The sequence below is a fragment of the Citrobacter sp. Cpo142 genome (assembly GCF_030332425.1).
GTDB classification, from domain to species: Bacteria; Pseudomonadota; Gammaproteobacteria; order Enterobacterales; family Enterobacteriaceae; genus Citrobacter; species Citrobacter portucalensis.
On sequence record NZ_JAOWHW010000141.1, the window covers coordinates 4,789 to 27,034 of the forward strand.

At 53.5% G+C, this 22,246-nt stretch carries 22 protein-coding genes; 4 read left to right on the forward strand and 18 right to left on the reverse strand.

The window, feature by feature from the left end; all coding sequences use genetic code 11:
* The 12 genes from OGY18_RS21085 to OGY18_RS21140 all read right to left on the reverse strand — a co-directional run.
* Positions 1 to 197, reverse strand: a 197-nt coding sequence (locus OGY18_RS21085) for a hypothetical protein (protein ID WP_286554264.1), incomplete at its 3' end; no start/stop codon positions are given.
* 25 nt (positions 198 to 222) lie between these two features.
* Positions 223 to 981 carry a phosphonate C-P lyase system protein PhnK gene (gene phnK, locus OGY18_RS21090; RefSeq protein WP_003844769.1) on the reverse strand — a complete coding sequence of 253 codons (759 nt, stop codon included), beginning with the start codon at positions 979 to 981 and terminating at the stop codon, positions 223 to 225.
* On the reverse strand, positions 978 to 1,769 hold the full coding sequence (gene phnJ, locus OGY18_RS21095) for an alpha-D-ribose 1-methylphosphonate 5-phosphate C-P-lyase PhnJ (RefSeq protein WP_049259807.1): 792 nt from the start codon (positions 1,767 to 1,769) through the stop codon (positions 978 to 980). The genes phnK and phnJ overlap by 4 nt, the downstream gene beginning before the upstream one ends.
* A gap of 46 nt (positions 1,770 to 1,815) precedes the next feature.
* Positions 1,816 to 2,883, reverse strand: coding sequence for a carbon-phosphorus lyase complex subunit (locus tag OGY18_RS21100; RefSeq protein ID WP_286554266.1), 1,068 nt, complete (start codon positions 2,881 to 2,883; stop codon positions 1,816 to 1,818).
* On the reverse strand, positions 2,883 to 3,467 hold the full coding sequence (gene phnH, locus OGY18_RS21105; RefSeq protein WP_286554268.1) for a phosphonate C-P lyase system protein PhnH: 585 nt from the start codon (positions 3,465 to 3,467) through the stop codon (positions 2,883 to 2,885). The genes OGY18_RS21100 and phnH overlap by 1 nt, the downstream gene beginning before the upstream one ends.
* Entirely contained in the window at positions 3,464 to 3,916 is a 453-nt protein-coding gene (gene phnG / locus OGY18_RS21110; RefSeq protein ID WP_008786958.1) for a phosphonate C-P lyase system protein PhnG, read from the reverse strand. The genes phnH and phnG overlap by 4 nt, the downstream gene beginning before the upstream one ends.
* Positions 3,917 to 4,642 carry a phosphonate metabolism transcriptional regulator PhnF gene (gene phnF, locus OGY18_RS21115; protein WP_063941252.1) on the reverse strand — a complete coding sequence of 242 codons (726 nt, stop codon included), beginning with the start codon at positions 4,640 to 4,642 and terminating at the stop codon, positions 3,917 to 3,919.
* A 20-nt stretch (positions 4,643 to 4,662) separates the two neighbouring features.
* A complete protein-coding gene (phnE, locus tag OGY18_RS21120; RefSeq protein ID WP_016155398.1) occupies positions 4,663 to 5,442 on the reverse strand; it encodes a phosphonate ABC transporter, permease protein PhnE in 780 nt (259 codons plus the stop codon).
* A 133-nt stretch (positions 5,443 to 5,575) separates the two neighbouring features.
* Entirely contained in the window at positions 5,576 to 6,592 is a 1,017-nt protein-coding gene (gene phnD / locus OGY18_RS21125; RefSeq protein WP_003826724.1) for a phosphonate ABC transporter substrate-binding protein, read from the reverse strand.
* Between the two features lie 23 nt (positions 6,593 to 6,615).
* On the reverse strand, positions 6,616 to 7,404 hold the full coding sequence (gene phnC, locus OGY18_RS21130; protein WP_125363590.1) for a phosphonate ABC transporter ATP-binding protein: 789 nt from the start codon (positions 7,402 to 7,404) through the stop codon (positions 6,616 to 6,618).
* 132 nt (positions 7,405 to 7,536) lie between these two features.
* On the reverse strand, positions 7,537 to 7,986 hold the full coding sequence (gene yjdN / locus OGY18_RS21135) for a VOC family metalloprotein YjdN (RefSeq protein ID WP_003031832.1): 450 nt from the start codon (positions 7,984 to 7,986) through the stop codon (positions 7,537 to 7,539).
* A gap of 139 nt (positions 7,987 to 8,125) precedes the next feature.
* Complete coding sequence (locus tag OGY18_RS21140; protein WP_279275272.1) at positions 8,126 to 8,461, reverse strand: zinc ribbon domain-containing protein YjdM; 336 nt, start codon at positions 8,459 to 8,461, stop codon at positions 8,126 to 8,128.
* 541 nt (positions 8,462 to 9,002) lie between these two features.
* On the opposite strand from OGY18_RS21140, the gene crfC reads away from it, so the two are divergent.
* Positions 9,003 to 11,360: a clamp-binding protein CrfC gene (gene crfC / locus OGY18_RS21145; protein WP_003826731.1), complete on the forward strand. Its 2,358-nt coding sequence runs from the start codon at positions 9,003 to 9,005 to the stop codon at positions 11,358 to 11,360.
* A complete protein-coding gene (locus OGY18_RS21150) occupies positions 11,357 to 12,250 on the forward strand; it encodes a diguanylate cyclase regulator RdcB family protein (RefSeq protein ID WP_148362552.1) in 894 nt (297 codons plus the stop codon). The genes crfC and OGY18_RS21150 overlap by 4 nt, the downstream gene beginning before the upstream one ends.
* A 30-nt stretch (positions 12,251 to 12,280) precedes the next feature.
* On the opposite strand, the gene kdgT is transcribed toward OGY18_RS21150, so the two are convergent.
* Positions 12,281 to 13,279, reverse strand: a complete 999-nt coding sequence (kdgT, locus tag OGY18_RS21155) for a 2-keto-3-deoxygluconate transporter (protein WP_003826735.1) — start codon at positions 13,277 to 13,279, stop codon at positions 12,281 to 12,283.
* 699 nt (positions 13,280 to 13,978) lie between these two features.
* On the opposite strand from kdgT, the gene proP reads away from it, so the two are divergent.
* Together proP and pmrR are read left to right on the forward strand one after the other, a co-directional pair.
* A complete protein-coding gene (proP, locus tag OGY18_RS21160; protein WP_003826737.1) occupies positions 13,979 to 15,481 on the forward strand; it encodes a glycine betaine/L-proline transporter ProP in 1,503 nt (500 codons plus the stop codon).
* Between the two features lie 886 nt (positions 15,482 to 16,367).
* The gene (gene pmrR, locus OGY18_RS21165; protein WP_003826741.1) at positions 16,368 to 16,457 is read left to right on the forward strand and encodes an LpxT activity modulator PmrR; all 90 of its coding nucleotides are present in this window, start codon (positions 16,368 to 16,370) and stop codon (positions 16,455 to 16,457) included.
* Here pmrR and pmrB read toward each other — a convergent pair.
* From pmrB to OGY18_RS21190, 5 genes are all read right to left on the reverse strand, one after another.
* Positions 16,451 to 17,524, reverse strand: a complete 1,074-nt coding sequence (gene pmrB, locus OGY18_RS21170) for a two-component system sensor histidine kinase PmrB (protein ID WP_286554281.1) — start codon at positions 17,522 to 17,524, stop codon at positions 16,451 to 16,453. The two genes, pmrR and pmrB, sit on opposite strands and share 7 nt — an antisense overlap.
* 9 nt (positions 17,525 to 17,533) lie before the next feature.
* On the reverse strand, positions 17,534 to 18,202 hold the full coding sequence (gene pmrA, locus OGY18_RS21175; RefSeq protein WP_286554274.1) for a two-component system response regulator PmrA: 669 nt from the start codon (positions 18,200 to 18,202) through the stop codon (positions 17,534 to 17,536).
* A 4-nt stretch (positions 18,203 to 18,206) separates the two neighbouring features.
* A complete protein-coding gene (eptA, locus tag OGY18_RS21180; protein WP_149385123.1) occupies positions 18,207 to 19,844 on the reverse strand; it encodes a phosphoethanolamine transferase EptA in 1,638 nt (545 codons plus the stop codon).
* Between the two features lie 146 nt (positions 19,845 to 19,990).
* A complete protein-coding gene (gene adiC, locus OGY18_RS21185) occupies positions 19,991 to 21,328 on the reverse strand; it encodes an arginine/agmatine antiporter (protein WP_003031853.1) in 1,338 nt (445 codons plus the stop codon).
* A gap of 127 nt (positions 21,329 to 21,455) precedes the next feature.
* Positions 21,456 to 22,217 carry an AraC family transcriptional regulator gene (locus tag OGY18_RS21190; RefSeq protein ID WP_008786968.1) on the reverse strand — a complete coding sequence of 254 codons (762 nt, stop codon included), beginning with the start codon at positions 22,215 to 22,217 and terminating at the stop codon, positions 21,456 to 21,458.
* Positions 22,218 to 22,246: the final 29 nt, after the last annotated feature.

Genomic DNA, 22,246 nt, shown 5'->3' on the forward strand with positions numbered 1-22,246 from the left:
TAGCCGCCATCCGGCACAAGCGATGCCGCTCCGTAGGCCGGATAAGGCATAGCCGCCATCCGGCACAAGCGATGCCGCTCCGTAGGCCCGATAAGGCGTAGCCGCCATCCGGCACAAGCGATGCCGCTCCGTAGGCCCGATAAGGCGTAGCCGCCATCCGGCACAAGCGATGCCGTTCCGTAGGCCGGATAAGGCATAGCCGCCATCCGGCACAACAAAAAATCAGTTCTGCAACACCGACGACACCAGCAACTGGGTATATGGATGATGCGGATCGTCGAGCACGCGGTCGGTTAACCCACTTTCCACCACCTGACCTTGCTTCATCACCAGCAAACGGTCGGCCAGCAGGCGCGCGACGCCCAAATCGTGGGTGACAATAACTACCGCCAGATCCAGTTCCACCACAAGGCCGCGCAGCAGGTCCAGCAGTTTGGCCTGTACGGAAACGTCCAGCCCGCCGGTAGGTTCGTCCATAAACACCAGTTTGGGATGGGTGACGAGGTTGCGGGCAATCTGAAGGCGCTGCTGCATGCCGCCAGAAAAGGTGGTGGGCAGATCGTCGATACGCGAGGCAGGGATCTCTACCTCCTCCAGCCAGCGCTGAGCGGTGGCGCGGATGTCGCCGTAGTGACGCGCGCCGGTGGCCATCAGGCGTTCGCCGATATTGCCGCCTGCGGAGACCTGACGGCGCAGGCCATCCAGCGGATGCTGATGCACCACGCCCCATTCGGTGCGCAGCAGACGGCGACGGTCGGCCTCGTTCATGCCGTACAGCGAACGGTTCTGATACAAAATCTCACCGCTCTGCGGCGTCAGCCGTGAAGAGATCGATTTCAGCAGCGTGGTTTTGCCGGAACCGGACTCGCCGACGATGCCCAGCACTTCGCCTGGCCACAGGTCAAAAGAGACATCGCTGAAGCCCTTGCCCGGCGCGTAGAGATGGGTCAGGTTGTTGACTGAAAGCAGCGGTTGCGTCATTTGCTGAGGGCCTCGCTCTGTTGGCGGCAGTAGTCGGTGTCGGAGCAGACAAACATGCGTTTGCCGGTGTCATCGAGCACCACTTCATCGAGATAGCTGTGGGTTGAGCCGCAGATGGCACAAGGCTCATCCCAGCTCTGCACGGTAAACGGGTGATCGTCGAAATCGAGGCTTTCCACGCGGGTGTAAGGTGGAACGGCATAGATACGCTTTTCGCGGCCAGCGCCAAACAGTTGCAGGGCCGGCATCATGTCCATCTTTGGATTGTCGAATTTCGGGATGGGCGACGGGTCCATGACGTAGCGGTCATTGACCTTCACCGGATAGGCGTAAGTGGTGGCGATATGGCCGAAGCGGGCGATATCTTCATACAGTTTCACCTGCATGATGCCGTACTCTTCAAGCGCGTGCATGGTGCGAGTTTCCGTTTCACGCGGTTCGATAAAGCGCAGCGGCTCAGGGATCGGTACCTGGAAGATGATTATCTGATCTTCCACCAGCGGTGTTTCCGGGATGCGGTGGCGGGTCTGGATCAGCGTCGCATCTTCCGTACGCTCAGTGGTATTCACTCCGGTCACACGCTTGAAGAAATTACGAATCGACACGGCGTTAGTGGTGTCGTCTGCGCCCTGGTCAATCACCTTCAGCACGTCCGGCTCGCCAATCACGCTGGCGGTAAGCTGAATACCGCCGGTTCCCCAGCCGTAGGGCATCGGCATTTCACGTCCGCCAAACGGGACCTGGTAACCCGGGATTGCCACCGCTTTCAGAATTGCGCGGCGGATCATGCGTTTGGTCTGCTCATCAAGATAGGCAAAGTTGTAGCCGGAGAGGTTAGTGGTCACGGGTGGCCTCCTGTTGCAGGCGTTTGAGCAGTTCCAGTTCGGCCTGGAAATCGACGTAATGGGGAAGTTTGAGGTGCGAAACAAAACCCGCCGCCTCGACGTTATCCGCATGCGCCAGCACGAACTCTTCGTCCTGCGCCGGTCCTGTGACCGTTTCATCGTATTCGGCTGCCTGTAGGGCGCGGTCCACCAGCGCCATCGCCATCGCTTTACGTTCGCTCATACCGAACACCAGCCCGTAGCCGCGGGTAAAATGGGGGGATTCGTTTTCTGGTGCGACAAACCCATTGACCATTTCACATTCGGTCATCAGCAGTTCGCCGACGTTCACCGCAAATCCCAGCTCTTCCGGTACGGTTTCCAGTGCCACATAGCCGCTACGAATTTCGGCGGCAAACGGGTGGTTGCGCCCGTAGCCGCGCTGGGTGGAGTAGGCCAGCGCCAGCAAATAGCCTTCGTCGCCGCGCATCAGCTGCTGCAGACGTGAAGCGCGTGAGCAGGGGTAAACCGGCGGCGTGCGGGTGATGTCGTCGGGTGTCGCGCCATCATCCTCTTCACGCTTTGCCAGCCCCTGGTTGGCCAGAAGGGAAAAGACGAGTGGGGAGGCATCCTGCGCGCCGTCTGCGCTGCGCAGAGACGGCGTTTCGCCATTGGCCAGCAGGGTAAAATCCAGCAGGCGATGGGTGTAATCATAGGTTGGTCCCAACAGTTGCCCGCCGGGAATATCTTTGTAGACCGCCGAGATTCGGCGCTCAAGGCGCATTTCTGCACTGTTAACCGGTTCACTGACCGCTACCTTTGCCAGCGTAGTGCGGTAGGCGCGGAGCAAGAAGATGGCTTCGACGTTATCACCGCTGGCCTGCTTCAGCGCCAGTGCCGCCAGTTCGCGGTCGGCGATGCCGCCTTCGGTCATCACCCGGTCAACGGCCAGGTTCATCTGCTGTTCGATTTGTGCCACGCTCAGTTCAGCAATGGTCTCATCGCCCCGGCGTCGGTTTTCCTGTAGGGCGTGGGCGTTGGCTATCGCCTTTTCGCCCCCTTTGACGGCGACGTACATCAGCACACCTCCACATGGGTGGTTCGCGGAATAGCCAGCAGGCGTTCGCCGCAGGTGAGGATCAAATCGACCCCCAGTGGGAACGGGTGCGGGCGTTCGGTGAGTTCGTGAATCAGGCATTCCGGCAGCTGTGGCGCGATCATGCGCTCTTCGGCAATGCCCGCACCGGTCAGACGCAGCATACGTCCGCCGCTTAAGCCTGCGACCTGCACAATCAGCGTGGCGCTGGTCTCTGGCGCGACGGCTGAACCGGCGGAGAGGGCGTTAAGCTGTTCGCTGCTGATGCGATCGTCGGCGACGGCAAAGGCCGCCAGCTGCGGCTGATCCACCAGCGGCGCGTTGGTATGAAAACGCAGGTTCTGGCGGGCAATATCGTTATCCATCGACGGCGCCAGCCAGACCGGCGTGTCGCCATCGACCAGGGTCAGCAGCACGCTGGTGGTCGCCAGACCCAGCGGCTGCCAGCCGTGTTTCAGTTGATGCAGGGCGACGATTACGCCCGGTTCGCTCATGGCTTTCAGCAGGCGACGAAAGCTCTGCTGAGCATCCTGAACGGGTAAATTAAAAGCGGTCTGTAAAGTCATGCGTTATCTCCGCGTACCAGCGTGAAGAAGTCGACCCGGCTGGCGTTGACTTCGGCACGGCGTGCGTTAATCAGCGCATCGCGTTCCGCTTCCAGCGGGGCAATTAAGGTTTCCATTAGGTTCTGGAAATGCGTTTGTTCCTGCAGCAGCGCGTCAATCACCGCGCACTGCTCGGCATGTTGTTTGTTGCGTCCCAGCAGGTAGCTGTAACCCAGCGTGCCGCTCTTCAGGCGTACTACTGCGCGGGTAAGCGTAGTGTCACCGGCAAAGAAGCGGTTACCGGTACCGCCCATACGGGCCTGGATCTGCATCAGTCCGCTTTCCGGAGCGCGGATAAGTTCATAGTCCGGCGTCAGCTTGAGCGCGGTGATGCGGGCGTTCAGGGCATCGGCATTGCTGTATGCCAGCGCACGCATCCAGCGCTGGCGGGTGGCGGTATCGAAATGCATTCAGTGCTCCATAGTGAATTCGATCATGTCGGCGCGGGTCAGGCTGACGGAGTATTCCGCCGCGTGTTCTTCGCCTTCACGGTGGTTCAGGGTGCGCACGCATAGCAGCGGCGCCATATTGGGGATTTCCAGCACCTTGCTCTCTTTGGCCTGCGCACGGCGGGCGCTGATGCGCGTTTGCGTGCGTAGCAGCCTCAGACCGGACTGTTCGCGCAGGTAGTCATGCAGCGAACCGCTGTTGAAGCCTTGCAGCAGCGGCCACAGCGAGAGGTCGGAAAAATAGTGGTCGATCTGGCACAGTGCGATGCCGTTAACCCGGCGCAGGGTGCGCAGGTGAATCACGTTATCGCCCTCGTTTATGCTGAGCGCATCGGCAATGTGGCTGGAGGCCGGACGCAGCACCGCCAGCAGTTTTTCGCTGGTGGGATGGCTGCCCTGGTCCAGCAGATTCTGACTAAAGCGCGCCTGGGCATTAAGCGGGTAATCGAACGGGCGCATCAGCACCAGCACGCCGACGCCCTGACGACGCTGAACCCAACCGCGTTCAACCAACTGGTCAATGGCGCGGCGCAGGGTGTGGCGGTTTACCTCGTAGCGCGCGGCAAGCTGATGCTCGGCGGGCAGATAGTCACCGCAGCGATAATGTTGACGTAGCTCCTGCTCAAGTCTCGCGGCAATTTCCTGATAACGCGTTGGATAACTGGTCGGATGTGTAGACAAGTGCATAGCAATCAATGCCTCGCTAATCAGATAAAGTGCTTACGCAAACGCTGGGAAAGAAAATCCAGCAGGCTGACGGTGACGATGATTAACACCATCAGGGCGCAGGTTTGCTGGAACTGAAAGCCGCGAATCGCTTCCCATAAGGTCACGCCAATACCGCCTGCACCCACCATTCCGACCACCGTGGCCGAGCGAACGTTGGATTCAAAGCGATACAGCGAGTAGGAGATAAGCAGCGGCATGACCTGTGGCAGAACGCCGTACAGAATCTCTTCAATTTTGTTGGCACCGGTGGCGCGAATGCCTTCTACCGGACCTGGCTCAATAGCTTCTACTGCTTCGGAAAGCAGCTTGGAGAGTACCCCGGTAGTGTGGATAAACAGCGCCATCACCCCGGCGAATGGGCCTAACCCGACGGCGACCACGAACAGCATGGCGAAGACCATTTCATTGATGGCGCGGCAGGCGTCCATCAGGCGACGCATCGGCTGGTAAATCCACCACGGGACCAGGTTATCGGCGCACATCAGGCCGAAGGGGATCGACAGCACAACGGCGAGGGCGGTACCCCAGACGGCAATTTGCAGAGTGACGGCCATTTCACCGAGATAGTCCTGCCACTGGCTGAAGTCCGGCGGGAAGAAGTCGGCGGCGAAGGTCGCCATATTGCCGGAATCCTGGATTAGCGTGAGCGGAGCCATTTCGGCACCTTTCCACGAGACTACCAGTACGGCGAGAAGAATGGCCCAGCTCAGCAACGAGAACCAGCTACGTTTGGGCGGGGCGACGGTGATGGTTTGCATGTTTAGCTCCTGGGTGTCGATGTTTCGGGTCTGTTGTAGGCCGGATAAGGTGCTGGCACCGCCATCCGGCATGTAATCCTTTGCATTGCCTGATGGCGCTGCGCTTATCAGGCCTACAATTTGGGCACCAGGGTTACTGCACCGCTTTGGTGACGCTGGTCATAGCGCCCAGTGCGGCGGTCAGACGGTCAAGGTCATCGAGCTGCGCTTTCAGCACCGAGGTTTTGCTGGTTTTCTCTTCCTCGTTCAGCCCTTTGTTGTCCTTCACACCCTGCATCTCTTTAAACAGTGCCAGCTGGCGAATCGGCACCAGCTGCAGATCGCTTGAGGCGCGGAACGGTGCCCATCCCAGGCGTTCCAGTACGGTTTTCTGTTCCGGCGTTTTGCCGTAATTCATAAAAAAGTCGTACACCTTGTCCTTGGTGGTTTCGGAGAGGTTTTTACGCCAGACGATCGGATCGCCCGGGATCAGCGGTGACTTCCAGATCACCTTCAGCTCTTTCAGTTTTTCCGGCGCGGAAGTTTTCAGCTTGTCGAGGTTTTCGGTGTTGTTGGTGGCGACATCGACCTGCTTGTTGGCGACTGCCAGCGCGTTGGTTTCGTGTCCGGCGTTGACGGTGCGTTTGAAGTCGCTGGCGGAGATGTTGTTTTTGGCGAAGACGTAGTAGCCGGGGACGAGGAAGCCTGACGTTGAGTTAGGATCGCCGTTGCCGAAGGTCAGATCCTTACGTTTAGCGATCAGATCGTTCAGGTTATTGATCGGACTGTCTTTGTTAACGATCAACACGCTCCAGTAACCCGGGGATCCGTCGGCGGCAACGGTCTGGGCAAACACTTGCCCGTTAGCGCGATCCACAGCTTCCATTGCCGAGAGGTTGCCGTACCAGGCGATATCAACTTTGTTAAAGCGCATTCCCTGGATGATCCCGGCGTAGTCCGGGGCGAAGAAGGCGTTTACTTTCACACCCAGTGATTTTTCCATGTCCTTCAGGAACGGTTCCCACTGCGGTTTCAGGTTTTGCTGTGATTCGGTCGAAATAATGCCAAAGTTCAGCGCTTTTTCCTGCTCTTCGGCATGGGCCGGGGTGAGCAGTGTGCTGAGACTAAACATGCTGGTGAAGGCCAGCGCGGCAATTGTTCTATAACTCATTTCCATTCCTCATTGTGGGGATGTCAGGCAGCCTGCGCGCTCTGTTCGATGCGGTTCATGCTGCGGTAGAGATGGTCAAAACGATCGTTATCAAAATGCTGGCTGCTGCCATCAAAGAAGACGTTGCCCTGGCGCAGCGCGACGATGCGTTCGCAGTAGCGCAGGGCGTAATCCACCTGATGCAGCGTGACGACCACAGTGATGCCGTCGGTCTGGTTTATGTCGCGTAGGGTGTCCATCACGATGCGGGCGGATTCCGGGTCCAGCGAGGCTATCGGCTCGTCGGCGAGGATCACTTTGGCCTGCTGCATCAGTGCGCGGGCGATTGCGACACGCTGCTGCTGACCGCCCGAAAGCGTGGAAACGCGCTGGTATGCAAAGTGCGCCATGCCCACGCGGGTCAGCGCCTGTAATGCACGCTGTTTTTGTTCCTGGCTAAACCAGCTAAAACAGGTACGCCAGAACGGCGTGCTGCCGAGCGCGCCAATCAGGACGTTCTCCAGCACTGTCAGGCGGTTCACCAGATTGAACTGCTGGAAGATGTAGCCGGTGTGGGCGCGGCTTTTGCGGATATCGCGCGCCAGGCGGCCTTCATGTTGAACGGTGCGGCCCAGCAGCTCGACGCGGCTGCCGGGGGATTTATCACCGGTGATCAAACCGCTTAAATGACGTAAAAGGGTGGATTTGCCGGAGCCAGACGGCCCAAGCAGAGCCACCATCTCACCGGAACAGATGTTCAGATCAACCGCATTGAGCGCCTGATGTTGATTGAAGGACTTGGAGAGTTTCTCGACGCGAATAATCGTTTGCATGATGCGGCCTCCCTAAAAAAGTGGCCCCATCGTGGCGGATTAATGTGACGTTTTCGTTAAGGGATGGTTACTCGACGATGAAGAGTTGAGCGCTATTTGATGACAGTACGGGAGGGCTGGCCTCCCGTTAGATTACTCTGTAGGGGGTTGCTGTTGTTTGACGACGTTGATCATCCACGGCACGCCATACTGGTCGCTCACTTTACCGAAACCGTGGGCCCAGAAGGTTTCCTGCCAGTCCATTTCGATTTTTCCGTTTGCTGCCAGGTTATCAAACCAGCGTTTGCCTTCATCGACGTTTTGCGTGTCGAGCACCAGCGTAAAGCCAGAGTAGTGAGCATTTCCGTCCGGGGCGCTATCGCTCATCATGATGTCACTACCCGCAACGCGCAGGTTGGCGTGGGCGATGGCGGTATCGGGGAATTTCATGCCTGAAGGGCAACCATCTTCGCTATCCTGCGCCGATTTGGGCATTTCACCGAAGTTGATTTTGTAGAGTAGCTCAGCGCCTAACGTTTTTTGATAGTAGGCGATAGCGTCAGCGCAGTTGCCTGCAAAGGAGATATAGGGACTTAACGGCATAATCTTTACCTCAGGTAAAAGAAGCCAATTAAGTGTAGTTAGCGTCTGCAAAAATAAACCAGGCGGGAAGTATGAGCTTCCCGCCTGGCAGAAGAGCTGGTGTTGACCTGATTAGCGTCGCGCTATCAGGCAAATTGCATCAGTTCTTTTTCACAAACTCAGATTTCAGCTTCATTGGGCCAAAGCCATCGATTTTGCAATCGATGTTGTGGTCGCCTTCAACCAGACGAATGTTTTTCACTTTGGTACCGATCTTCAGCATGGAAGAGCTACCTTTTACTTTCAGATCTTTCACGACGGTAACGCTGTCGCCGTCAGCCAGCAGGTTGCCGTTGGCATCTTTAACGATCAGTTCGTCGCTGTCCTGCGTCGGTTCAGCATCGTTCCATTCGTGAGCGCATTCCGGGCAGATGAACATGCCGTTATCTTCGTAAGTGTATTCGGAGTTGCATTGCGGGCAGTGTGGTAATGACATGTGGATTTCCTCAAAAGTCAGCAGGGGCAAATGCGCCCAAAAAATGGCAGATTGCCGAAAAAGGCCGCAATTATACATAAAATCCCTGCTTTTGTCGGGACTACTGCGTGATTACGCAAAATGATCTGCTGTAAAGACCCTCTGCTTTCACCTCAATGAAAGTATGGCGGAATATTTTTTAAGGGAAATTGCTACGCTTAGATATTTAAGATAAGGTGAGGCGAAATATCTGATATTCATAGGTAACATTGCTTAGAAATGCCTAAGTCATTGTGATTGAATATCATTGAACCCCTTAAATTTAGTAGGGGGATTCCGCTGGCATTTTTTAAAACTGAACTACGCTGTTTATCTTTCTTACTTATTTTCATAAGTGAGAGGCATCAGGCCAGCGGTTATACACCAAATTTATTTTAATAATATCAATTGGTTGTTTTGATTTTAATTATTTCTATACGTAATTATAAAAGCCAAAAAATCTATAAATAAAACGATTGGGCTAAATAAAAGCAATGCCATTTGCGTTAAGGAAAAATTTTCCATGCACACACAGACAATATATGAATTAAGTCAGGAAGCGGAACGCTTGCTGATGCTCTCGCTTGAACATCTCAGGCAATTGCAAAAATTGCCCGTGACCTCGTTGGATGATGTCGCGCTAAAACAAGGAGAGCATAGCAGTCAGGTTGTTCAGCCCCTGCATTTCAGCGCGCGTGGCATGGATGTCCAGCAAGCAACGCTCAATAATGAGCTGCGCAAGATTACGCGTCTGGAAATGGTGCTGGCGATTGTTGGCACGATGAAAGCGGGAAAATCGACGACGATTAACGCCATTGTAGGTACAGAAGTTTTACCTAATCGTAATCGCCCCATGACGGCGTTACCAACGCTAATACGCCATACGCCGGGGCAGAAAGAGCCGGTGCTGCATTTTTCACATGTCGCGCCGATCGATGCCTTAATGAAGGTTTTGCAGCAGCGCGTGCGCGAGTGCGATCGCCTGCGTCTTACGCAGACCCTGGAAATTGACAAGGATATGAATGTTCTGCTGCAACATATTGAAAATGGTGTGGCATTTGAACGGTATTATCTTGGTGCACAGCCTATTTTCCATTGCCTTAAAAGCCTCAACGACCTGGTGCGCCTGTCAAAAGCATTGGACGTTGATTTTCCTTTTGCCGCCTATGCCGCGATTGAGCATATTCCGGTTATTGAGGTTGAATTTGTCCATTTGGCCGGACAGGCAAGCTACCCAGGGCAATTAACGCTGCTGGATACCCCGGGGCCGAACGAGGCGGGACAACCGCACTTACAAAAAATGCTCAATGAACAGTTGGTGCGGGCCTCTGCGGTGCTGGCGGTGTTGGATTACACCCAACTGAAATCGATTTCCGATGAGGAAGTGCGTCAGGCGATTATGGCGGTCGGCAAGTCAGTGCCGTTATATGCGCTGGTCAATAAATTCGATCAGAAAGACCGCAACAGTGATGATGAAGAACAGGTGCGGGCGTTGATTTCCGGCACGTTGATGCAAGGCGGAATCTCCCCTGAAAGAATTTATCCGGTCTCCTCAATGTGGGGCTATCTGGCAAACAGGGCGCGTCATGAGCTGACGACGCGCGGGCGACTGCCGGATCATCAGGAGCAACGTTGGGTGCAGGATTTTGCCGAAGCGGCGCTTGGCAGACGCTGGCGCACCACCGATCTTGACGATACGGAACACATCCGCCATGCCGCCGACCTGTTGTGGGAAGACTCGCTGTTTGAACAGCCGATCCAGAAAGTGATCCATGCCGCTTATGCTAATGCTTCGCTGTATGCGCTTCGCTCAGCGTCACATAAGTTATTGAACTATGCACAAAGCGTGCACGAATATCTGGAATTTCGCGCCCATGGGTTAACGGTCGCCTATGACAAACTGCGGCTGAACATCACGCATATTGAAGAGGATATGCAGCAGTTAGAAGTGAGCCAGGGGCGGGTGAGCGATGAAGTCAGCCATGAAGTAGAACTGGCGCTGGAGGCTGCTGCTGCCTATCTCAGTGAGCAACAAACCGAGATTCTTTGCGGTATCAACACGTTCTTTGTCAAAGAAAACGTCCTGATGATGTCACAACACGGTCTGGGGAATGCTGTGAATACGGCAGAAATGGCCGGAGAGATGTTGGTGTTGCATGATGAAGGGCAGGCGAAAATTGTGTTAGATAAAATTCGCTCGTCCTGTGAGGGGGTATTGCTGGCGGCGCAGGAAAGCATCAGCCGGGACTTAGCCCTGCGTTTTGAACAGCTTGAGTCGACGCTCTCCCGGGCGCTAAATGACGCGATGCGGCCAATTGAGCAAAGGGTGAAAGAGGAGCTAAACCACGCCGGTTTTCGTGCGCGGATCCGTTTTCCAGCGTTCCATACGGCGATGTTTAATTTCAATACCCGCCAATTGTTTAACGAGGCCATTGAGCAGGATATTCCGGCAGAAAATGCGCCGTCTACTGGCGGTGTGGTGCGTGACACTTTCTCTCGTTGGCTAAATCAACCCAACTGGGGATGGAATGATTACGTCGAAACAAAAACGCGTTATCTCATTGATATGGGCGCATTGCATAAAAACCTTGTGCAGTACGTCTCCCAGTTTTGCCAACAAATTCGTAAAGCTTTAGCTGCTCAGGTCGATATTTCCGTTACGGCTGGCATGGCCACATTTTTTGCTGATTTCTCTCTGTGCCTGGCGCAATTGCAGGCGAGTCTGAGTGAGAGTCTGACGCTACGCCAACAAAATGAATCCGCGGTGAATGCAATGAATGAGCAATTGCAGCAGCGCATTACGATTGCGGCATGGCTTTATGAAGATTCCCGTTTGCTGCGTGACGATATCAATACCCTTTTTGCAACCGAGCACACATGACTAACGTTTTACTGGAAGGCCCCGGGAGGACGCTGGAGTGTGTCTACCCGAAGTTTATGGTCGATCTGGTTCAAGGAGATGAAACCAAACGTTCCGGCGGTTTTCTGCAACAGCAGCAGCGGCTGCGCGCGCGTCTGACGCAGGAGGTGTTATCCCAGACGCAACTGCGTGCGTGGGTGATGGCAGGAGTGTCCAGCGAACATCTGGTGATGCGCCTTAAGCTGGTGGAGAAGCTGGCAGGCATGATTGACCCGGGTCATCTGGCGCTGGTACGGATCGCCGAAGGGCTAATATTTTTGCAACAAACAGAACACCCGCGTGGACTTTCAACCCCCGGTCTTTTACAGCAAATAAATTCACTGACTGATTGGTTTACCCAACGCGCGGCGTATAAAGAGAAGGCGCTGACCCAGCGCGGCCTGACGGTTCAGGCGGGCGAGCATAGCGAACAAATTTTTACCCGCTGGCGGGCTGGCGCGTATGACGGCTGGTCGTTACCAGGACGCTGTTTTGTTGCGCTGGAGGAGCTACGTTGGGGAGCTTTTGGTGATGCCTGCCGGTTAGCGAATGCCGATGTGGTGTTAATGCTAAAAGACAACCTGCGAACCATGGCTGCTCAGGCATTGGCGGACAGCGTGAATGCAGCGCCCGCTACGCGTCATTACTATCATCATTGGCTCAGCACGCCAGCTGTCGGCGGATCGGGCGAGTATAACGATATGCTGAGCTGGCTGGGGAGCTGGTGCGATGCGCAACGTCATCCTGTGAGCTGGTCGGTGACGCAGCGTTGGCAAAATGTGGCGCTGGGAATGCCGCGATTGTGTTCGGCAAAGCGGCTGGTCGATGCGATGGTTGAGGAGATTTTTGCACCGACCCTGCTCGTCAATTGAGCAGGGCTGGTGAGTAGGATAAAGGCAGGTTTAGTGGTGCAGAGAGTCTGCCGGGGTGGCCACTGCTTCGTTGGCGACCAAGTTTTTATTAAAACGTTTGGCGTACAGCGCGGTGATAATCGGCACCAGAATGGCGGTGACAATTACGCTGGCGGCAACCAGCGCCGTAGCGGATGCGGCAACCGGTTCGAACGCCGGGTTAATCTGGGCGATAATCACTGGGTTTGCTACCGCAGCACCTGCTGCTGAGGAGGCTGCGACGCCTGCCGTACCGTTCCCGCCACCAATAACACGGTCAGCAATAATCAGCGGGATACCGGTGATGACGATAACCGCGACGCCCAGCAGGATACCCAGCAGACCGGTATCAACGATCACGCTCAGGTTAATAGTGTTACCCAACGCGAAGCCGAAGAACGGGATCAGCACCGGTGTGGCTTTGCTGAAGAAAGAACGCAGGTCGTGATCCAGGTTGCCTAACGTAAAACCAATCAGGAACGGTAATACCGCGCCGATGAAATGGTGTGGCTCGAAGGAGGCCAGACCCGCGGAGCCGAGGATCACCATGGTCATTAACGGACCGGATTCCAGAGACATCAACACAAATGCGCCGGACTCTTCTTTGGTGCCGTACTGGTTCATCAGGCTGGCGTACAAACCACCGTTGGTCATGTCCATTGCGGAGACAATTGCCAAAACTGAGAGGCCTGCAAAGAACCCGGTTTGAATACCGGTATCAGGAATAAATGAAGCAGCAATCATTGCCACTACCCACGCCACGGCTATTTTGGTTATTACCAGCGTACCGGACTTGCGTAATACCGTACCGGTCGCCCGTAAATCAATAGATGCGCCGATACAAAAAAACCACACTGCCAGAATCGGTACCGTTCCGCTGATCATTCCTTTGGTAAACGAACCGAAATACGCACCGGTATCCGGGGCTAACGTATTTAACACTGCGCCTAATAACAGAGGAATCAACATCATTCCGCCGGGGATGCGTTCAATCGTGGCTTTAATTTTCATAAACGTCCTCATGTCTTGTCGCTGCTAAAACTCGCGCAAGAGGGTAAAAATTAATAAATTCAAATGGTTACTGGTGTTTCTTAACAAAGAAAATCGCTATCTCTTTGTTTTATAAAATCTAACGCGGCATACGTTGAGCGTGTTGCTGCTCCCAGGGATATTGCGTCTGGAATTAGTTTGCATTCATGGGAACATTGATTCAATCAAAATAAAACGATGTTTTAGTTATCTTCATCACATATTCCGAGCAAAAGTTCTCGGTCGCTCTGATTATTAAAAAAGCTGTGATCTTTTTGTGAAGGGATTAGGTGGTTTTTTTGCTAGCAGAATAATAGTGACCGCTGTGATTGTTGGTGCAATAAAGCGATTTATTCTTGTATTTAATTGTCAGTAAATCGCAAGCATTACATGTAAAAAAGCTGACTAAGAATGACCTAATTTACGCATGTTGACGAAATGAAAAACTATGTGTGAAGTTGATCACAAATTTAAACGCTGTTAGGGTAAAGAGGTCATTAACCGCCCAATCAGGCGTCAACAGGTTCGGTTGTACTGTGCGTTTCTCGTCAGTGTAAGTAAACCTGCTACGCTTGTTACAGGGAATGCGCCTGTGCGTTCCCCGCTCGGTGATGACCCTGACGCATGGGCGTTGGGGGACTCGAACTGGAGCGTGACAGGGCTAAGTCTATGAGGACGAGTATGCTAAAAAGGAAAAAAATAAAACCAATAACGCTGCGCGACGTTACCATCATTGATGACGGTAAATTGCGAAAAGCCATTACCGCAGCGTCGTTAGGTAATGCGATGGAGTGGTTTGATTTTGGTGTTTATGGGTTTGTTGCTTACGCATTAGGTAAAGTGTTCTTCCCGGGGGCTGACCCCAGCGTGCAGATGGTTGCTGCACTCGCCACCTTCTCTGTTCCCTTTCTGATTCGACCGCTTGGCGGATTGTTCTTCGGTATGCTTGGCGATAAATATGGTCGCCAGAAGATACTCGCTATCACCATTGTGATTATGTCGATCAGTACCTTCTGTATCGGTCTTATTCCCTCGTATGCCTCAATTGGTATTTGGGCACCGATTCTGCTGTTGCTGTGTAAGATGGCGCAGGGGTTCTCGGTCGGCGGAGAGTATACCGGGGCATCGATTTTTGTCGCAGAGTACTCGCCAGACCGTAAGCGCGGATTTATGGGCAGTTGGCTGGACTTCGGCTCGATTGCCGGGTTTGTGCTGGGCGCGGGCGTGGTGGTCCTGATCTCAACTATCGTCGGCGAGGATAACTTCCTTGAGTGGGGCTGGCGTATTCCGTTCTTCCTGGCGCTACCGTTAGGGCTGATTGGTCTGTACCTGCGCCATGCGCTGGAAGAGACGCCGGCGTTCCAGCAGCACGTGGATAAACTGGAGCAGGGCGATCGTCAGGGTCTGCAGGAAGGTCCTAAGGTCTCGTTTAAAGAGATTGCAACTAAGCACTGGCGCAGCCTGTTGGCATGTGTTGGTCTGGTGATTGCCACCAACGTCACCTACTACATGCTGCTCACCTATATGCCGAGCTATCTGTCGCATAACCTGCATTACTCTGAAGACCACGGCGTGTTGATTATTATCGCCATCATGATTGGTATGCTGTTTGTGCAGCCGATTATGGGTTTGCTCAGCGACCGCTTCGGGCGTCGTCCGTTTGTGATCATGGGCAGTATTGCGCTGTTTGTGCTGGCGATTCCGGCATTTATTCTGATTAACAGTAACGTCATCGGCCTGATTTTCGCCGGATTGTTGATGTTGGCGGTGATCCTCAACTGCTTTACCGGGGTGATGGCGTCAACGTTACCAGCGATGTTCCCGACGCATATTCGCTACAGTGCGCTGGCCGCCGCGTTTAATATCTCTGTATTAATCGCCGGTCTGACTCCGACATTGGCCGCATGGCTGGTGGAAAGCTCGCAGAATCTGATGATGCCTGCTTATTATCTGATGGTGATTGCGGTAGTAGGTTTGATTACCGGCGTGACCATGAAAGAGACGGCTAATCAGCCGCTGAAAGGCGCGACACCTGCTGCTTCGGATATTCAGGAAGCGAAAGAGATCCTCGGCGAACACTACGATAACATTGAACAGAAAATCGAAGATATCGATCAGGAAATTGCTGAGCTACAGGTTAAGCGCACGCGTCTGGTGCAGCAGCATCCGCGTATTGAAGAGTAACAGTGTTATTGCCTGATGGCACTACGTTTATCAGGCCTACGGGCAGCGTTGTACTCAGTAGGCCGGATAAGGCGTTAGCCGCCATCCGGCGCATGGCCTGGACATTCGTGTTATTGCCTGATGGTACTACGTTTATCAGGCCTACGGGCAGCGTTGTACTCAGTAGGCCGGATAAGGCGTTAGCCGCCATCCGGCGCATGGCCTGGATATTCGTGTTATTGCCTGATGGCACTACGTTTATCAGGCCTACGGGCAGCGTTGTACTTTCGTAGGCCGGATAAGGCGCTAGCCGCCATCCGGCGCATAGCCTGGATATTCGTGTTAATGCCTGATGGCATTACGCTTATCGGGCCTACGGGCAGCGTTGTACTCAGTAGGCCGGATAAGGTGCTAGCCGCCATCCGGCGCATGGCCTGGACATTCGTGTTATTGCCTGATGGCACTACGTTTATCAGGCCTACGGGCAGCGCTGTACTCAGTAGGCTGGATAAGGTGCTAGCCGCCATCCGGCGCATGGCCTGGACATTTGTGTTATTGCCTGATGGCACTACGTTTATCAGGCCTACGGGCAGCGTTGTACTTTCGTAGGCCGGATAAGGCGCTAGCCGCCATCCGGCGCATAGCCTGGATATTCGTGTTAATGCCTGATGGCATTACGCTTATCGGGCCTACGGGCAGCGTTGTACTCAGTAGGCCGGATAAGGCGCTAGCCGCCATCCGGCGCATGGCCTGGACATTCGTGTTATTGCCTGATGGCACTACGTTTATCAGACCTACGGGCAGCGTTGTACTGAGTAGGCCGGATAAGGTGTCTTATGATATCAACTTAAGGTTGGCTTAATCTGTGTCAGGCAAACTCTCCTCCATAGTTTCGGAGGAGAGTGTCATGAAAACCCGTATTTATGAAAGTTTGACCACCGTGTGCAGTGTGCTGATCGTCAGCAGCTTTTTGTACGTATGGGTGAGCTCTTACTGAACTTTCGCTAATTCCACCCAGGCGCGAGTACCGGTAGTTCCCTGGCGATTTTGCAGATAGAAATGCCCTTGATGTAACTGGGTGATACGACTGACAATGCTCAGCCCCAGCCCAATCCCGCCAAAACGGCTGTCCATACGCACAAATGCTTTACTCAACTCCCCGCATTTACTTTCATCAATGCCCGGCCCTTCATCTTCGACGGCCAGGACGGCATCATGCTCTGTGTTCAGGCTAATCGTAATATGGGTGCCTTCCGGGCTGTAACGATGCGCGTTTTCCACCAGATTTCGTAGCAGCATCCGCAACAGCGTAGCATCGCCACGCACGACAACGTCCGCCGCGCTTTGTGGCAGGAGCAGCGTCTGTTTACGTTGGTCCAGCATGGTGCTGAGTTCATCGTAGGAGGGCAGAATAACGTCCTCCAGCAGTTTGACATGCTGGTAACTCCCGGCCGAAAACGACTGTCCGACGCGGGCGAGTTGCAGCAGTTGCGATACGCTGTCCATCATTTGATCAAGGCGGGCAATTAGCGGCGTAACGTCGACCTTATGGGCTTTGGATAATAATTCCAGATGCAGGCGAACGCCTGACAGCGGTGTACGCAGTTCGTGGGCGACATCGGCGGTAAATAAGCGTTCGTTTTCAATAGTGCTGGTCAGCCGTGTCACTAGCTCGTTGAGCGCTGAGACAACGGCCTGGATCTCAACGGTTGAGCTGTGAATTTCAATTGGGGCCAGGTTATCGGCTGCTCGCGCTTCTAACTCTTTTTGCAGATCTGCCAACGGGCGGGTTATTCGTCGCACTGCCTGATAGCAAATCAGCAATGTCAGGCTGACCATAAAGATGCCGGGGACGATCAGGCTGGCGATAGCCTCGCGGATCTCATGCATGATGTGGCGATCGTTATTACGATTTTCGCGTAGCGCCTGTTCGAATAACTGTATTTGTTCGGTACTTTCGTGCCACAACCAGAAGGTGCTAATCAACTGAAAGACCAGCAGAATAAGACCAATCGTCAGCATCAGGCGATGACGAAGCGGGAGCGGTTGTTTTAGATATTGCAGCGGTTTCACTTAGCTTTCCTCAGTGGCGACCAGCATATAGCCAAATCCCCTGACCGTGCGGATGCGTGATTTACCGACTTTATCGCGCAGATTGTGAATGTGCACTTCCAGCGTATTGGTCGACGGTTCGTTATCCCAGCTGTAGATGTCGTTATACAAAATTTCCCGGTGTACCGGGCTGCCCGCTTTGAGCATCAGGCGTGACAGGAGCGCGTATTCTTTCGGCGTTAAGATAACCTCTTGTCCGCCCATCCACACCTGGCGACGACCGATATTCAGCGTCAGATTGCTGACAATTAATTCACTTTCACCCTGATTGTTGTGACGACGCAGCAGCGCCCGGATGCGGGCGTGCAGCTCTTCCAGTGCGAACGGTTTGACCAGATAGTCATCGGCACCCACGTCTAACCCGCTGACCCGGTCTTTGAGCGTGTCACGGGCGGTGAGAATAAGCACTGGCACGGTGTATTTTTTCTGCCTGATCCGGTTGAGGAAATGCAGGCCGTCTTCATCCGGTAAACCCAGGTCCAGAACAACCAGACTGTAATGTCCGGTTTCCAGACACTGCTCCGCTGCACGGGCCGTTGATACGCCGTCGCAGGCATAGCCTTCTGTTTGCGCGGCGAGTATCAGTCCCTGTAATAACAACGTATCGTCTTCAACAATCAGAATTTTCATTCGTTTAGCCTCCCCGGCAGGGTTGCAGAATATCATCCGCCGCCTGATATTTCTGTGTTTGTACGCCCGTTAATCCCAGCAGGGTCGAGAAGAGATTATCCTGTGAGAAATCTTCTGAGCTTGCCCGTTTTTGCAAACATGTCTGAGAGACCTGATAGCGTTGCTGATAATCCTCGGAGAGCCACAGCAGCATCGGCACATGTTTTTGCGTATCTGGTGCAATCGAATACGGCAGGCCGTGCAAATAGACGCCATTTTCCCCTAAGGATTCGCCGTGATCGGAAAGATAGACCAGGCTGGTGGTGAAATTATCCTGGTGCTCTTTCAGTATATTGATTGCTTTATCAACAATATAGTCAACGTAAAGAATGGTGTTGTCGTAAGTATTGACCAACTGTTGCTGCGAACAGGTCTGGATTTCGTTGGTATCGCAGGTTGGCGTAAATTTCTTAAACTGCGCAGGATAGCGGTTGTAATAGGTCGGACCGTGGCTGCCGATGGTATGCAACACAATCACGCCGTCGCCTTGCAGGTTATTAATGTACTCTTCCAGCCCGTGGAACAGGACTTCATCGTAGCATTCACCGTCAATACACTGCCCTGGCAGGTTCAGCTTAGTCATATTCTGGTGTGGAACCCGGTCGCAAGCCCCTTTGCAGCCGCCGTCGTTATCGTTCCACAGAACGTTAATTCCCGCCCGCTGAATGATGTCGAGTACGCCTTCCTGATGCTGTGCCAGTTCTTCGTCGTAGTGCGCGCGTGGCATATCCGAGAACATGCAGGGTACTGATACTGCCGTTGCCGTTCCGCAGGATGTGGTGCGGGGGAAATAGACCACATCATCTTTTTCCAGCAGCGGGTTGGTCAGGCGCGAGTAGCCTGACAGCGAGAAGTTATCGCCGCGCGAGGTCTCGCCGAGAACCACAATCGTCAGGTTTTTACGCTTTTCTTTTACCATCAACGGATTGCGATGTGCATCTTCGCCAATGCGTACCAGCGGCAGGTGGGCCAGTCTCTGGTGTGAATACCAGGATGACGTCGCCACAATGCTGTTGGATGGACTGAGGGATTTCACCAGTTCTTTGTTGTTGCGAAACAGTGAGGCGTAATCTTTATAGAAGAACGCAGCGACCAGCACGATCAGCAGCGCGGAGATCAGAATGTTCGCGCCACGAAACAGTATGCTGCGCATGACTGGCGTGATCGGTTTGATTTTTACCCAGCAGGCAATGAGCGCGGCCAGAATACCGCTGATCCCAAGTGTAAGCACCATTCGTGGCGTCATGAGGGCGAAGGTTTCAGCGGGCGTAGTATCCATCATATTGGCGATCATCGAGCGGTCGATGATGATGCCGTAGGTCATGATGAAATATTGGGCCGATGCGCCAACCAGAATGAAAATGCACGCCACCAGGCGATTAAGCCACAGGAATGAGGCCAGCGTCAGCACGATGTTCATGACGCTGAACGCGACCACTGGCATTGATAAAAACACCAGCACGTTACGCACAGAGTCCAGAGGCAGGTCTTGCAGCACTTGTTTATAGAACGCAATGTTCAGGAAGGTCGCAAGATAAAATGAGATCAGCAGGAGCCAGCTGATTAGCCCGAGAGTGGGCCTTTTAAACAAGAGCTTTAACATTAAGGGGGTTCCATCGACTATGTGGCGCAAATCCTCTCAAAGTAAAATTAAGCCAACCTTAAGTTCTTAATGTTGATTTTTCGAATATCAGCGAGGCAGCGTAGGCCCGATGAACTGACGCCATCGGGCAATGACGATTGCTTAAGTTAGTTATTGTTTACCGGGGCATCCAGTGGATACGGGTTTTTATGGATCCGGTTGTAGTTCAGTGCGTACAGCGCGGTGATGATCATCAGCGTGACGAACGACCACATCACTTCTTTGGCGCCGGAACCGACAACCGCCCAGATGCAGTAGACAAAGGCGATAAAGGTCACCAGTAAGTACATCGGGCGTGCTTTACCAAAGTGGCCATGGCCGAGCAGCAGCAGCGCGGCGCAGGTGTACAGATACGGCACCAGGGTGAAAATAACGGAAACCGAAGAGACCAGACCAAACTCTTTCGCTGCGTTCGGCGACATACTGCTGAACTGGAAGATGGTCATCAGGATGCCGACAATAATTAACCCGGCCACTGGCGTACCGGCTTTGTTCACGCGGGCAAAAATCGGTGGGAACAGGCCGTCATCGGCTGCGGCTTTGGCGGTTTGCCCGGCAAGCAGCGTCCAGCCGCCCAGAGAACCAAGACACCCGGCAGCAGCACAGAAGGAAACAATCGCCCCAGCGGTGTCACCCAGCGCCATACGTGCGGCATCACCGAACGGAGAGGCTGATACACGCAGCGCCGCGTTAGGGATCATACCCATGATCGCGGTGGTGGAGAGCACGTAGCAAACAGCGGCAATCAGCACGCCGCCCATGGTGGCGATAGGTACGTTACGTTTGGGATTTTTAACCACGCCAGCCGCAACGGAGGCGCTTTCCACCCCGATAAATGACCACAAGGTGACGTTCAGAGTGCTTTGAATTGCGCCGAAGGTGTTCATGCCGCTGACGTTCCAGGCCGCCATATAGGTTTCACCGCGGAACCAGAACCAACCGAAGACGGCAATCCCGACAATTGGCACCAGTGCCAGTACCGTTGCGACGGCCTGCACGCGGGTGATCATTTTCGGTCCGACAATGTTCAGTAATACGAAGATCCACAGCACTACGACGCAGGTCAGCGTCAGGACCAGCGGATCTTTTAAGATGGGGAAGAAGTAGCTCAGGTAACCGACGCCAATGACCACCATGGCGATGTTACCAATCCAGCAGGCCAGCCAGTACAGCACGTTGGTCTGGTAGCCCAAAAAAGGACCGAAGCAACGGCGGGCGTAAGCATAAGAACCACCGGGACTGGAGTCTAAGGACGACATTTTGGCGTACACCATCGACAGTGCCAGAGCACCGATAATCGTGACCAACCATCCGTAGATTGCAATCCCGCCAGTTGACGCAAGGTTTGCGGGTAGCAGGAATACACCGGAACCCATAATATTCCCCGACACCATAAGGGTGACGGGGATTAAGCCCACTTTGTGAGCATCAGCATCCGTCGACATATTTTTTAACTCCTGATAAGGATAAATGACGCCTTATCATACCTCGTCAAAAGTCTGTTTAATGATGACGGAGCTGGGGTATCGCTAATGCTGATATTATTATGGCTTATCGCTAACTGATTAAAAATCAGGCGGCGGATGGCTCCCTATGTTGACTAACATAATGCAGAGGCGTCATCCCATAGAACTCTTTGAATACGGAGATAAAGTATGAGGTACTGTTATATCCACACAGTTGAGATACCTGGGAAATGTTTTTGCCGTCCATCAGTAATTGATTGACGGCATATCGCATGCGACATGTGGTAATTATTTGGCTGTAACTTGTATTTTCACTTTTGAGCTTTTTCTTTAACAAACTGGGACTCAGACATAAGCAACTGGCAACCATGCTTAAATTCCAGTCTTTATGTATATCGCTCTCAATAATGTGATAAACGCTGTCGCTGATACAGTTGCGCAGCATATACATGAGCAAAGAAATAAACTTTTTGCTGTCGAGAAAGCGTGATAACACCGTGAACAGTAGCGAGCGTGTACGCTCTCTTTCAGCTTCGTTCACTGTGTCCATTACGCTATGTTGGGCAGCCACCCTGAAGACATCCGGCGTCAGACACGCGGCGGTCATCACTGGGCTGGCACTGCGTTGCCAGAGTGGGATCTGTGAAAGGTCTTTATTTAAAAAGCGCAGATAATCTTTAATGATATCGCGGCTGATATGTACGACCAATGCGTTATTAAGTGATGAGAAATCGATAATATTATTATCGCATGCCACCAGTGCCATATGATTAGCTTTTAAACTGATGGCTTCTTTACCGTTAATCCTTAACCAAACATCCTTCTCCGTTAATACAACAACACAAGCTTCTTTGCTGCAAAGCCTCATACCCAACTCCAGGAATATGAACATAAAAC

Excerpts from the sequence above, each read along its gene's own strand:
- phnK (WP_003844769.1), bottom strand. The coding sequence starts at position 981 with ATGACGCAACCGCTGCTTTCAGTCAACAACCTGACCCATCTCTACGCG.
- phnJ (WP_049259807.1), bottom strand. The coding sequence starts at position 1,769 with ATGATCCGCCGCGCAATTCTGAAAGCGGTGGCAATCCCGGGTTACCAG.
- OGY18_RS21100 (WP_286554266.1), bottom strand. The coding sequence starts at position 2,883 with ATGTACGTCGCCGTCAAAGGGGGCGAAAAGGCGATAGCCAACGCCCAC.
- phnH (WP_286554268.1), bottom strand. The coding sequence starts at position 3,467 with ATGACTTTACAGACCGCTTTTAATTTACCCGTTCAGGATGCTCAGCAG.
- phnG (WP_008786958.1), bottom strand. The coding sequence starts at position 3,916 with ATGCATTTCGATACCGCCACCCGCCAGCGCTGGATGCGTGCGCTGGCA.
- phnF (WP_063941252.1), bottom strand. The coding sequence starts at position 4,642 with ATGCACTTGTCTACACATCCGACCAGTTATCCAACGCGTTATCAGGAA.
- phnE (WP_016155398.1), bottom strand. The coding sequence starts at position 5,442 with ATGCAAACCATCACCGTCGCCCCGCCCAAACGTAGCTGGTTCTCGTTG.
- phnD (WP_003826724.1), bottom strand. The coding sequence starts at position 6,592 with ATGAGTTATAGAACAATTGCCGCGCTGGCCTTCACCAGCATGTTTAGT.
- phnC (WP_125363590.1), bottom strand. The coding sequence starts at position 7,404 with ATGCAAACGATTATTCGCGTCGAGAAACTCTCCAAGTCCTTCAATCAA.
- yjdN (WP_003031832.1), bottom strand. The coding sequence starts at position 7,986 with ATGCCGTTAAGTCCCTATATCTCCTTTGCAGGCAACTGCGCTGACGCT.
- OGY18_RS21140 (WP_279275272.1), bottom strand. The coding sequence starts at position 8,461 with ATGTCATTACCACACTGCCCGCAATGCAACTCCGAATACACTTACGAA.
- crfC (WP_003826731.1), top strand. The coding sequence starts at position 9,003 with ATGCACACACAGACAATATATGAATTAAGTCAGGAAGCGGAACGCTTG.
- OGY18_RS21150 (WP_148362552.1), top strand. The coding sequence starts at position 11,357 with ATGACTAACGTTTTACTGGAAGGCCCCGGGAGGACGCTGGAGTGTGTC.
- kdgT (WP_003826735.1), bottom strand. The coding sequence starts at position 13,279 with ATGAAAATTAAAGCCACGATTGAACGCATCCCCGGCGGAATGATGTTG.
- proP (WP_003826737.1), top strand. The coding sequence starts at position 13,979 with ATGCTAAAAAGGAAAAAAATAAAACCAATAACGCTGCGCGACGTTACC.
- pmrR (WP_003826741.1), top strand. The coding sequence starts at position 16,368 with ATGAAAACCCGTATTTATGAAAGTTTGACCACCGTGTGCAGTGTGCTG.
- pmrA (WP_286554274.1), bottom strand. The coding sequence starts at position 18,202 with ATGAAAATTCTGATTGTTGAAGACGATACGTTGTTATTACAGGGACTG.
- eptA (WP_149385123.1), bottom strand. The coding sequence starts at position 19,844 with ATGTTAAAGCTCTTGTTTAAAAGGCCCACTCTCGGGCTAATCAGCTGG.
- adiC (WP_003031853.1), bottom strand. The coding sequence starts at position 21,328 with ATGTCGACGGATGCTGATGCTCACAAAGTGGGCTTAATCCCCGTCACC.
- OGY18_RS21190 (WP_008786968.1), bottom strand. The coding sequence starts at position 22,217 with ATGAGGCTTTGCAGCAAAGAAGCTTGTGTTGTTGTATTAACGGAGAAG.